General features: G+C 71.0%; 11 protein-coding genes. 4 read left to right on the forward strand and 7 right to left on the reverse strand.

Annotated elements, in window-relative coordinates:
- The first annotated feature begins 96 nt into the window (after positions 1-96).
- From ACWCV3_RS18740 to ACWCV3_RS18750, 3 genes are all read left to right on the forward strand, one after another.
- A complete protein-coding gene (locus ACWCV3_RS18740; RefSeq protein ID WP_451224971.1) occupies positions 97-1,920 on the forward strand; it encodes an endonuclease/exonuclease/phosphatase family protein in 1,824 nt (607 codons plus the stop codon).
- 76 nt (positions 1,921-1,996) lie between these two features.
- Positions 1,997-2,902 carry a 4-hydroxy-tetrahydrodipicolinate synthase gene (gene dapA / locus ACWCV3_RS18745; protein ID WP_451224974.1) on the forward strand — a complete coding sequence of 302 codons (906 nt, stop codon included), beginning with the start codon at positions 1,997-1,999 and terminating at the stop codon, positions 2,900-2,902.
- Positions 2,899-3,099 (forward strand): hypothetical protein, encoded by a 201-nt coding sequence (locus ACWCV3_RS18750; protein ID WP_451224977.1) that lies wholly within the window; start codon positions 2,899-2,901, stop codon positions 3,097-3,099. Before dapA ends, ACWCV3_RS18750 begins: the two co-directional genes overlap by 4 nt.
- 13 nt (positions 3,100-3,112) lie before the next feature.
- Here the strand turns inward: ACWCV3_RS18750 and ACWCV3_RS18755 are convergent, their stop codons facing one another.
- The 7 genes from ACWCV3_RS18755 to ACWCV3_RS18785 all read right to left on the reverse strand — a co-directional run bounded on the left by ACWCV3_RS18755 (position 3,113) and on the right by ACWCV3_RS18785 (position 10,611).
- Positions 3,113-4,264: a TerD family protein gene (locus ACWCV3_RS18755; protein WP_451225231.1), complete on the reverse strand. Its 1,152-nt coding sequence runs from the start codon at positions 4,262-4,264 to the stop codon at positions 3,113-3,115.
- A 249-nt stretch (positions 4,265-4,513) separates the two neighbouring features.
- The gene (locus ACWCV3_RS18760) at positions 4,514-5,503 is read right to left on the reverse strand and encodes a zinc-dependent alcohol dehydrogenase family protein (RefSeq protein ID WP_451224980.1); all 990 of its coding nucleotides are present in this window, start codon (positions 5,501-5,503) and stop codon (positions 4,514-4,516) included.
- The gene (locus ACWCV3_RS18765) at positions 5,500-6,354 is read right to left on the reverse strand and encodes a carbohydrate ABC transporter permease (protein ID WP_451224983.1); all 855 of its coding nucleotides are present in this window, start codon (positions 6,352-6,354) and stop codon (positions 5,500-5,502) included. The genes ACWCV3_RS18760 and ACWCV3_RS18765 overlap by 4 nt, the downstream gene beginning before the upstream one ends.
- Positions 6,351-7,286: a carbohydrate ABC transporter permease gene (locus tag ACWCV3_RS18770; RefSeq protein ID WP_451224985.1), complete on the reverse strand. Its 936-nt coding sequence runs from the start codon at positions 7,284-7,286 to the stop codon at positions 6,351-6,353. The genes ACWCV3_RS18765 and ACWCV3_RS18770 overlap by 4 nt, the downstream gene beginning before the upstream one ends.
- Complete coding sequence (locus ACWCV3_RS18775; protein WP_451224988.1) at positions 7,283-8,653, reverse strand: ABC transporter substrate-binding protein; 1,371 nt, start codon at positions 8,651-8,653, stop codon at positions 7,283-7,285. Before ACWCV3_RS18775 ends, ACWCV3_RS18770 begins: the two co-directional genes overlap by 4 nt.
- A gap of 101 nt (positions 8,654-8,754) precedes the next feature.
- Entirely contained in the window at positions 8,755-9,525 is a 771-nt protein-coding gene (locus tag ACWCV3_RS18780) for a DeoR/GlpR family DNA-binding transcription regulator (RefSeq protein WP_451224991.1), read from the reverse strand.
- Between the two features lie 276 nt (positions 9,526-9,801).
- On the reverse strand, positions 9,802-10,611 hold the full coding sequence (locus ACWCV3_RS18785) for an NAD-dependent epimerase/dehydratase family protein (RefSeq protein WP_451224994.1): 810 nt from the start codon (positions 10,609-10,611) through the stop codon (positions 9,802-9,804).
- A gap of 226 nt (positions 10,612-10,837) precedes the next feature.
- On the opposite strand from ACWCV3_RS18785, the gene ACWCV3_RS18790 reads away from it, so the two are divergent.
- Positions 10,838-11,635 (forward strand): HAD family acid phosphatase, encoded by a 798-nt coding sequence (locus tag ACWCV3_RS18790; RefSeq protein WP_451224997.1) that lies wholly within the window; start codon positions 10,838-10,840, stop codon positions 11,633-11,635.
- Positions 11,636-11,643 lie beyond the last annotated feature (8 nt).

Genomic DNA, 11,643 nt, shown 5'->3' on the forward strand with positions numbered 1-11,643 from the left:
TCACTCGACTCTACGCGTGTCACTGAGGGCGACGAGCCCCACACACCACTGTGCGTTCCCGTCCCGGCGTTCCGTCACGTTCCCGGAGGAATCCCCTTGCCGAGCAGGACTTCCGCGCGTCTCGCCGCGCTCACCGTCGCCGCCGTGTGCGGCGCCGCGTCCGCCGTCGTCGCCACCTCGCCCGCGCACGCCGACTCGGTGCGCGTCCACGACATCCAGGGCACCACCCGCCTCTCGCCGTACGCCGGCAAGCAGGTCGCCGACGTGCCCGGCGTGGTCACCGCCGTACGCACCTACGGTTCGTCCAAGGGCTTCTGGCTCCAGGACCCGAACCCGGACGCCGATCCGGCCACCAGCGAGGGCGTCTTCGTCTTCACCGGCTCCGCGCCGAAGGCCGCCGTCGGTGACTCGGTCACCGTCACCGGCACCGTCTCGGAGTACGTCCCCGGCGGCACCGCCTCGGGCAACCAGTCGGTCACCGAGATCACCAAGCCCGTCGTCACCACCGTCTCCGCCGGCAACCCGGTCCCGGCCCCCGTGGTGATCACCAGGCGCGCGGTGCCGGAACGTTACGCCCCGGCCGGCGACCCGGCCGCGAACAACTCGATCAACGCCCTGCCGCTCGCCCCCGCGACCTACGCCCTCGACTACTACGAGTCGCTGGAGGGCATGAACGTCCAGGTGGGCGACGCGCGCGTGGTCACCGCCACCGACCCCTACAGCGAGCTGTGGGTCACCGTGAAGCCGAAGGAGCACCGCACCGAGCGGGGCGGCACCCTGTACAGCTCCTACGACGCGCAGAACACCGGCCGGCTCCAGATCCAGTCCCTCGGCGCGACCGCGGACTTCCCGCAGGCGAACGTCGGCGACACCCTCGCCGGCACCACCACCGGCCCGCTGGACTTCAACCAGTTCGGCGGCTACACCCTGGTGGCGAGCGCGCTGGGCACGCTGGAGAGCGGGGGCCTGGAGCGGGAGACGACGCGCAAGCAGGCGTCGGGCGAGCTGGCGGTGGCCACGTACAACGTCGAGAACCTCGACCCGTCCGACAAGACCTTCGACGCGCACGCGTCCGCGATCGTGAACAACCTGCGCTCGCCCGACATCGTGTCCCTGGAGGAGATCCAGGACGACAACGGTGCCACCGACGACGGCACGGTGAGCGCGGGCGCGACCGTCGGCAAGCTGATCGACGCGATCGTGGCCGCGGGCGGTCCGCGCTACGACTGGCGCTCCATCGACCCCGTCGACAAGAAGGACGGTGGCGAGCCGGGCGGCAACATCCGGCAGGTGTTCCTCTTCAACCCCGACCGGGTCTCGTTCACCGACCGTCCCGGCGGCGACTCCACCACGGCGGTCGGCGTCGTCAAGGAGAACCGCCAGGCCCGGCTGACCGTGTCGCCCGGCCGTATAGACCCGGCGAACGCCGCATGGGCCAACAGCCGCAAGCCGCTGGCCGGGGAGTTCGTGTTCCGGGGCCGCACCGTCTTCGTGATCGCCAACCACCTCAACTCCAAGGGCGGCGACCAGCCGTTGACCGCGCAGTACCAGCCGGTCGTCCGCAGCTCGGAGACGCAGCGGCACGCGCAGGCGACGGAGGTCAACACCTTCGTGAAGTCCCTGCTCAGCGCCCAGAAGGACGCGGAGGTCATCGCGCTCGGGGACATGAACGACTTCGAGTTCTCCGACACCGCGAAGATCCTGGAGGGTGACGGGCAGCTCTGGTCTGCGATCAAGTCGCTGCCGCGCGGCGAGCGTTACACCTACGACTACCAGGGCAACGCCCAGGTGCTCGACCAGATCCTGATCAGCAGGGCGATCCGGCGCGGTTCGTTCACGTACGACAGCGTGCACGTCAACTCGGAGTTCCACGACCAGATCAGCGACCACGACCCGCAGGTGCTGCGCTTCCGGCCCTGATTGTTCAGACCCGCTTGGCTGCATCTCGTAGCAGAATTAAGTGGAGCTTCACGGTCGTGGTGTCGAGACTACGACCATGAGGCAACGGAACGCACCCTTCGGCCGCACGCTCTGCGCGATGGTCACCCCGTTCACGTCGGCCGGCGCGCTCGACGTGGACGGGGCGGCCCGCCTGGCCACACGTCTGGTGGCCGGCGGCTGCGACGGGCTGGTCCTGAACGGCACCACGGGCGAGTCGCCCACCACCACCGACGCGGAGAAGCGGGAACTCGTCGCGACCGTCCGCTCCGCGGTCGGCCCCGCCGTCCCGCTGGTCGCGGGCGTCGGCACGGCGGACACCCGGCACACCGTCGAACTGACCCGCGCCGCCGAGAAGGCGGGCGCCGACGCGGCGCTGGTCGTCACCCCGTACTACAGCCGCCCCCAGCAGTCGGCGGTCGAGGCCCACTTCCGCCAGGTCGCGGACGCGAGCGGCCTCCCCCTGATGCTCTACGACATCCCCGGCCGCACGGGCACCCGCATCACCCCGGCCACGATGATCCGCCTGGCACAGCACCCTCGCGTCATCGCCGTGAAGGACTGCTCCTACGACTTCCTCGGCACCCAGCAGGTGCTGGCGGAAACGGACCTGGCGTACTACGCGGGGTGCGACGAACACATCCTCCCGCTGTACGCGGTGGGCGCGGCGGGCTGCGTGAGCACGATCGCGAACGTGGTGCCCAGGGAGGTGGCGGGCATCCTGGCCGCCTTCGACGCGGGCGACACGGCGCTCGCCGCCGAACTCCAGTCCCGCGTCACCCCGCTGACCGAGGCACTGATGGCCTCGGACCTGCCGGGCACGGTGACGGTGAAGGCCCTCCTCGACGCCCTGCGTCTCCCGGCGGGTCCGGTACGGTCACCGCTGCTCGCGGCGGACGCGGAGACGAGGGCGGAACTGCTGGCCCGCTACGAGGCAATCGCCGCGACAGGTTGCCCGGCATGACCGGACTCGGAACCGCCGCCTGGCCGCCCGCCCCCGACGATCCCGTGGGCCTCACCACCCGGAGCGGCGACGCCCGTTCGCCGCGCCCCGCGCAGAGGCTCGGGTCCACCGAGGTGCGGCGGTTCGAGGCGCACGGCGCCGAGCAGGGGTTCGGCGTGCGGCCGGGACCGGCCACCGGCCCCGGCCGCACGTCCTAAGGGCTGTCCCCGGTCACAGCGACTCGCCCCCCGGCTTCACCATGTTCCTCACCGTGCGGGCCTTCACGAAGTCGCCCAGGGCCGTCATCTCCCACTCGCCGGAGTACTGGCGGATGAGCTTTGCCATCAGGACGCCGGTCTGGGGTTCGGCCGAGGTGAGGTCGAAGCGGACCAGTTCTTCCCCGGAAGCGGGGTCGACCAGGCGGCAGTACGCCTTGGCGACCTCCGTGAACTTCTGGCCGGAGAAGGAGTTGACGGTGAAGACCAGGCCGGTGACCTCCTGAGGGATGCGGCCGAGGTCGACCGTGATGACCTCGTCGTCTCCGCCGCCCTCGCCGGTGAGGTTGTCGCCGGAGTGCTTGATGGCGCCGTTCAGGATGGACAGCTTGCCGAAGTAGCAGCTGTCGACGGCGTTGCGCTGGGGACCGTAGGCGATGACCGAGGCGTCGAGGTCGATGTCCTTGCCCCGGTAGGCGGGCTCCCAGCCGAGGCCCATCTGGACGCGGGAGAGGAGGGGGGCGCCGCCCTTGACCAGGGAGACCGTCTGGTTCTTCTGGAGGTTCACCCGGCCCTTGTCCAGGTTGATCTTGCCCGCGCCCGGCGCGGGGGCCGGGGGCGTCCGGTGGACCGGGGGTGCCTGGGCGGCCGGAGGAGCGGAGACCGCCTGGGCCGGTTCCTCCACCGTCACACCGAAGTCCGTCGCGATGCCCGCCAGCCCGTTCGCGTACCCCTGGCCGACCGCGCGGGCCTTCCACTGGCCGTTGCGGCGGTAGATCTCCACGACCACCAGGGCCGTCTCGGCGCCGAGGCCGGGCGGGGTGAAGGAGGCCACGACCGCACCGCCGTCCGCGTCCCGGATCGTGGCCGTCGGCTCGATGCCCTGGAAGGTCTGGCCCGCCGCGTCCGGGCTGGCCGTGACGACGATCTTCTCGATGTCCGGCGGCACCGCGCCGGTGTCGACCGTGATCGAGTCCGGCGCGGACCCGCCGCCCGAGCGGTAGGTCACGCCGGGGCCGGCCGGCTGGTTGTAGAAGATGAAGTCGTCGTCGGAGCGCACCTTGCCGTCGGCGGTGAGCAGCAGGCCCGACACGTCGAGCCGCACCGGTGCGGCCACGTCCACCGTCACACGGGCGGCCGGAAGCGGGACGTTCGAGCCAGGGGTCATAGCGGTCATGCCGGGTGAACGAACGAGCCCACTTTGCCGTTCCCTTACCCGGCGCCGAGACCCCCGTTCGGGTCACCGGCACCCTGGAGGGCGGACTCGCGCCGGGCACGGGCCCGGCAACCGGCCGTTCCGGACGGGCACCGGCTCCGGATGCGGCGGCCCGGCCCGGCCGGCTGGCCGCCGACCGCCTCGCGGCCGGGGCGGGCACTCCCGCGCTCGCCCCGGCCGACAGTGCCGAGGAGGCACGTATCAGGGAGTCACGACGATCTTGCGGCCGACGCCCGCCGCGAACTGCTCCAGGGCCTGCGGGTAGTTGTCCAGCGCGATCCGGTCGCTGATGAACACGTCCGGGTCCAGGACGCCGTTCGCGAACAGCTCCGCCGCCCGCTCGTAGCTGTGCAGCACCGCCATGGAGCCGGTGATGGTGATCTCCTGGTTGTAGATGCGGTACGGATCGATCGTCACCCGCGTCGCGTAGTCGGCCACGCCGAACTGGAGGTACGTACCCGCCTTCGCCACCCGGCCCAGGCCGTCCTGGATCGCCGCCGCGTTGCCGGTCGCGTCGATCACGATCTCCCAGCCCTGCGGCCGGTCCAGTTCGTCGGCGCCGGCCGCCGAGCCCGAGACGCCGAGCAGCCTGGCGGTCTCCAGCCGGGCCGGGTTGATGTCGACCATGTCCACGCTCGCCGCGCCCGTGCGCTTGGCCAGCTCCAGCATCATCAGGCCCATGGTGCCGGAGCCGTAGATGAGGACGTGGGCGCCGAGGCGGGAGTTGAGGATGTCGTAGCCGCGCACGGCGCAGGACAGCGGCTCGATCAGGGCCGCGTCCTCGGGGCGTACGTGCTCGGGCAGCTTCACGCAGTTGGCCACGGGCGCGACCGCGTACTGGGCCGCCCCGCCGGCCGTGGTCACGCCGATCGCGGCCCAGCGCTCGCACATGTTGTTGTGGCCGTCGCGGCAGAAGCGGCACTCGTAGCAGTACAGGGACGGGTCCACCGCGACCTGGTCGTCGACCGCGACCTCGGTGACCCGGCTGCCGGTCCCGACCACCCGGCCGGCGAACTCGTGCCCCGGCACGATCGGCAGGCTGGGCGCGAACTCGCCCTGCAGGATGTGCAGATCGGTACCGCAGATCCCGCACGCGGCGACCTCCACGACCACGTCGCGCGGGCCCGGAGCCGGGTCGGGGACCTCGGTGACGACGGCGCGGCCCACGGACTCGATGACGGCGGCCTTCATTTCACGGCTCCCAACGACAGGCCCTGGACCAGCTTGTCCTGGGCGGCGAACCCCGCGGCGAGCACCGGCAGGGAGACGACGAGCGACGCGGCGCACACCTTGGCCAGGAACAGGCCCTGGCTGGTGATGAAGCCGGTCAGGAAGACGGGCGCGGTCTCCGCGACCACCCCGGTCAGCACCCGGGCGAACAACAGCTCGTTCCAGCTGAAGATGAAGCAGATCAGCGAGGTGGCCGCGATGCCCGGCAGCGCGATCGGCGCGACCACGCGGGCCAGGATCACCGGCAGCGGTGCCCCGTCCACCCGCGCCGCCTCGATGACGGCGACCGGCACCTCGGCGAGGAAGGACTGCATCATCCACACCGCTATCGGCAGGTTCATCGACGTGTAGAGGACGACCAGCAGCCAGATGTTGTCCAGCAGCCCGGCGTCCTTCGCGAACAGGTACAGCGGCAGCAGGCCCGCCACGGCCGGAAGCATCTTGGTGGACAGGAAGAAGAACAGGACGTCGGTCCACTTCCTCACCGGCCGGATGGACAGCGCGTAGGCCGCCGGGAGCGCCAGCACCAGCACGAACAGGGTGGAGGCCAGCGAGGCGACCGCGGAGTTGATCAGCGCGGGCCAGGGGCTGGCGCCGCCGGCCGCGCCGAAGAACTCCCGGTAGCCGTCCAGGGTGAGCGGGGCGGCGAAGGACGGCGGGTTGGTCGCCGCGTCCGCCTCGGAGTGGAACGAGGTCAGCACCATCCAGGCGATGGGCAGGAAGAAGACGATGCCGGCCAGCCAGGCCACCAGGCCCAGACCGAGCCCACCGCGCCCGGTGCGCCGCGCGGAGGCGGCGGTGGTGGAGCTCATCGGGACACCTCCTCGCGGAACAGGGACGACACCACGCGCAGCGCGAAGGTGGCGATGACGATGGAGCCGATGACGACCAGGACACCCGCCGCCGACGCGAGGCCGTTCTCATGGGCCTGGTAGAAGCTCTGGTAGACGGTGTACGGCAGGTTCGCGGTGCCGAGACCGCCGGAGGTGAGCGTGAACACCGCGTCGAAGTTCTGCACGATGTAGATGGATCCCAGCAGCGCGCCCAGTTCCAGGTAGCGGCGCAGGTGCGGGAGGGTGAGGTGGCGGAAGATTTGCCAGTCGCTCGCCCCGTCCACCCGGGCGGCCTCGATCTGCTGCTGGTCCCGGCTCTGCAGTCCGGCCAGCAGGATCAGCATCATGAACGGCGTCCACTGCCACACCAGCGAAGCCTCCACCGCGAGCAGCGGGGTGTTGGAGACCCAGTCCGGCTGTGGGCCGCCCACATAGTGCAGCAACCCGTTGAGCAGGCCGTACTCCGGGTTGTAGAGCACGTGTTTCCAGAGCAGGGCGGCGGCCACCGGTACCACCAGGAACGGCGCGATCAGCAGGGTGCGGACCACACCCCGGCCCTTGAACCTCCGGTCCAGCAGCAGCGCGAGCACCAGACCGAGGACCAGGCTGGCGATCACCACGGAGGCGGTGAGCAGCACGGTCACCCACACCGAGTGGCGCAGGTCGGCGTCGGTGAGTACCTGCCCGTAGTTGTCGAACCACGTGAAACGGCGAGCCTTGGGGTAGAGCGCGTTCCAGTCGAAGAACGAGATCACCAGCGTCGCCACGAACGGCAGCTGGGTCACGACGATCATGAACACCAGGGCAGGCAGGAGCGGGGCGCGGGTGGCCCAGGCCCGCAGCCGGGCCGGGGGGCGCCGGATAGAGGGGGCGGAGTCGGCCGCGAGCGGGGCCGTCGTCGTCGCTGTCATCGTCCCTCGTACTCCTCGGAGATCTGCTCGGCGAGCTGCTGGGACCTGCGCAGGGCGGAGTCGACCGACTGGCGGCCGGCGATGGCCGCGCTGATCTGCTGGGACACCTTGGTACCGAGGTCGGTGAACTCGGGGATGCCGACGAACTGGATGCCGGGCGCGGGGCGCGGCTGCACGCCGGGGTCGGTGGGCCGGGCGTTCTCGATGGCCTCCTTGGTCATCTCCTGGAAGGAGGCGGCCTCCTCGCGGTACTCCGGGTTGGAGTAGGTGGAAGCACGCTTGCCGGCCGGGGCGTTGGCCCAGCCGCTGGTGTCGCCGACCAACTGCTCGTACTCCTTGCCGGAGGCCCAGGAGACGAACTTCCACGCCTTGTCGGGGTTGCGGGAGGCTTGCTGGATGCCCCAGGCCCAGGTGTAGAGCCAGCCGGATGAGCTGGTCTTCTCCACCGGGGCGGGTGCGTAGCCGAGCTTGCCCTTGACCGGTGAGCCGCTGCCCTCAAGGAGTCCGGCCGCGGAGGTGGCGTCATACCACATGGCGGTCTTGCCCTGGGTCATGTTGTTCAGGCACTCGGCGAAACCGGACTGTGCGGCACCGGACTCGCCGTGCTCGCGGACCAGGTCCACATAGAACGTGACGGCCTTCTCGAACTCGGGGGAGTCCAGACGGGCCTTCCAGTCCTTGTCGAACCAGGTGCCGCCGAAGGTGTTCACCACAGTGGTCAGCGGGGCCATGACCTCGCCCCAGCCGGGCAGTCCGCGCAGACAGATGCCCTTCATGCCGGGCCTGGCGCCGTCCGCCTTCGCGGCGAGGTCGGCCACCTGCTGCCAGGTCGGATGCGCGGGCATCTTCAGGCCCTTGGCCGCGAAGACGTCCTTCCGGTACATCAGGAAGGACGACTCGCCGTAGAAGGGCTGTCCGTAGAGCTTGTGGTCGTCGCCGGTGAGCGACTGCCGCATGGGCTTGAGCACGTCCTGCTCGTCGTACGCGTGGTCCTTCGCCACATAGCCGTCCATGTCGTGCAGCCAGCCGTTGCGGGCGTAGATCGGGATCTCGTAGTTGGACAGCGTGGCCACGTCGTACTGGCCGGCCTGGTTGGCGAAGTCCTGGCTGATCTTGTCGCGGACGTCGTTCTCGGGCAGCACGGTGAAGTTGACCCTGATGCCCGTCTCCTTGGTGAAGTGGGCGCGGGTCAGCTTCTGCAACTCGGTCATCTGCGGGTTGTTGACCATCAGTACGTTGATGGAATCGCCGCCGGAACCGGCCCCGCCCGCGCCGGCCCAGCAGCCGGAGAGAAGCGGGGCGAGCAGCGTCCCTGCGGCGGCCACGGCGAACGTGGTTCGCGGCCTCCGTCGGCTCGGGGTGCGCATGGTTCGCTCCTGGAGGTATGGGGACAAGGAGGGCATGGCCGCGCGTACGGGTGCCCTCCGGGGGAGTGGTGGTGCCAAAGGCCGTGTGGTGCGGTGCTGTGTCAGACCCGGATGACCTGTGGCCCCAGGAGGGAGTAGCGGTGGGCCTCGGCCGCCGGGAGCTGGGTGCTGGTGACGATCGCGTCCACCGCGCCCACCTCCGCGAACCGGCAGAAGCTCACGGCCCCGAACTTGGTGTGCACCCCGGCGAAGACCGTCCGCCGGGCGGCCCTGATGGCCTGCGCCTTCACCTCGCTCACGGCGGGGTCGGGCGTGGTCAGACCGTGTTCGCGGGAGATGCCGTTGGCGCCGAGGAAGGCGAGGTCCACCACGAAGCCGGCCAGCATCTTGGTCGTCCAGTGGTCGACAGTGGCGAGCGTGCCCGCCCGGACCCGGCCGCCCAGCAGCAGGACCGACACGTTCCCGGCCTCGGCCAGGGCACCCGCGACGGGCAGCGAGGCGGTCACCACGGTCAGCGCCCGGCCGGTCGGCAGGGCCTCGGCGATGAGCTGGGGGGTGAAGCCCTCGTCGACGAAGACCGTCTCCGCGTCCCCGAGCAGCTCGGCCGCGGCGGCCGCGATCCTGCGCTTCTCGGGTACGTGGCTGGTGGCGCGGAAGGCGAGCGTGGTCTCGAAGCCCGCGCTCTCCACCGGGTAGGCGCCGCCGTGGGTACGGCGGACCAGCCCGTGGTCCTCCAGCGCGCGCAGGTCCCGCCGGATGGTCTCCTTGGCCACGCCCAGCTCGTCGGCGAGCGCGGTGACGTCGACGGCACCGGTGGCCCGCGCCGCGCGCACGATCTCGCGCTGCCGTTCCTCGGCCGTCCTGGTGTTCATGTCGTCACCCGCTCTCGCCGTCGAGATGCCCGCTGGGATGCCCGTTCGGGCCCTGGGGGAAGTTCTACAGCGGACGCGCGGCGCTGACCAGGTCTGTTCCGTGCCCGATCCTGCCCGTGTGTGCCCGGCCGCCGCCCGCCGTGCCCGCCTCGGACCTGGGCGGCAGCGGGGTCCGGGGTGGGAGCGGGCGGGACACATGCCCGAACGCGACCTGGGGCGCGCCCGTTCGGTGCCCGCCCGCGATCGTTTTCGGCCTGGGGACGTCCGGTGGCGGGGTCAGTACGGCCAGATCGGCGGGTCGGTGAGGAAGTGGCCGCCGAGGCGGTCGTGGGCCGGGTCGGCGGGGTCGGGTTCGCCCTGCTCGGCGAGGAGCTTCGCGGCGTACGGCTCGGAGTCGTCCTCGGGGGCGTAGCCGAGGGCGCGGGCGGAGGTGAGGTCCCACCACAGGCGGGTGTTGGCGGAGGAGCCGTAGACCACCGTGTGGCCCACGTCCCCGGCGGTCAGGGCCGCGTGGAAGAGGCGGGCCGCGTCGGCGGGGCTCAGCCAGATCGAGAGCATGCGCACGCTGGTGGGCTCCGGGAAGCAGGAGCCGATGCGGACGGAGACGGTCTCGATGCCGTGCCGGTCCCAGTAGAGCTGGGCGAGGTCCTCGCCGAAGCACTTGGAGAGGCCGTAGAAGGTGTCCGGGCGGTGCGGGGTGTCCACCGGGACAAGGGGGTCCTCGGGCGCCGGGACGGGGGTGTCGCCGACCGCGTGGTTGGAGGAGGCGAAGACCACGCGGGGGACGCCTTCGAGCCGGGCGGCCTCGTAAAGGTGGTACGTGCCCTCGATGTTGGCCTTCAGGATCTTCTCGAACGGTGCCTCCAGGGAGATGCCGGCCAGGTGCAGCACCGCGTCCGTGCCGCGTACCGCCCGGCGCAGGGCGTCCAGGTCGGCGAGGTCCGCGGTGACGGCGTCCGGGGCGCCGGGGACGGGGCGGGCGTCGAGCAGGCGGAGGTCGTAGCCGTGGGCCGGGAGCAGGGAGCGCATCAGGGTGCCCAGGCCGCCTGCGGCGCCGGTGACGAGGAGAGTGCGGGGGGCGGGCATGGGGGGGCTCCTTGCGTGGTGCGGCCATGACGGGTGTCCACCTGCCCGGTGAGGCCGCAGAGTACGAGCCGGGTCGGCCTTCTTCCGGTGGTGAGGCCCGCGGGACCTCCCCGCGCACTTCGGGGCCGCCCGCCGCGAACGGTGTCCCGCCCGGCGGGGCACTGGCTTGATCTCGATCCTGCAACAGCCGTCGCGCGACGGCGCTTACGCGCGTAGAACACCTGTCATGCATAATTCACTGCGGATCGCGGCCGCCACGGCCGCCTGTGCGCTTGCCGGGGGTGCGCTGTACGGCGCCGGGGCGGCCACCGCCGGACAGTCGACGGCGAACTCCACGCACGAGCCGTACAACATCGGTCTCCTGGTGAAGGACATCGACACCTACTACGGCACCACCGCCGACAGCGCGGGCAAGTACCAGGCGTCGCCCACCAGCCCGTACGCCGAGGACCTGGCGCGGATCGACGCCGACGCCAAGCGGTACATCGACAAGGCGGCCCGCAAGGCCCACCACCGGGGCGAGAAGCCGGCCGTGGTGTTCGACATCGACGACACCCTGCTGCTGAGCCTCGACTACGAGAAGCGCTACAACTACACGTACGACTCCGCCACCTGGAACGAGTACGTGAACCGCGCCGACCGCCCTGAGGTGTTCGGCAGCCCGGAGCTGGTGCGGTACGCCACCGCCAAGGGCGTCACGGTGTTCTACAACTCCGGACTGAGCGAGTCCCAGCGCGCCGGTGCCGTGGAGAACCTGAAGAAGGTCGGCGCCGACGTCAACCTGGACGCCGGCCACATGTTCCTCAAGGACAAGGCCAACCCGCCGGCCTACCTGTCCGGCTGTGCCACGCCGGGCACCTGGACCTGCACCACCGTCCAGTACAAGGGCGGCACCCGCAAGCACATCGAGCAGGACCTCGGGTACGAGATCATCGCCAACTTCGGCGACCAGTACTCCGACCTGGACGGCGGCTACGCCGACCGCACGTACAAGCTGCCCAACCCGACGTACTTCGTCTCCTGACGGACGTG

Source organism: Streptomyces sp. NPDC001781, assembly GCF_053596035.1.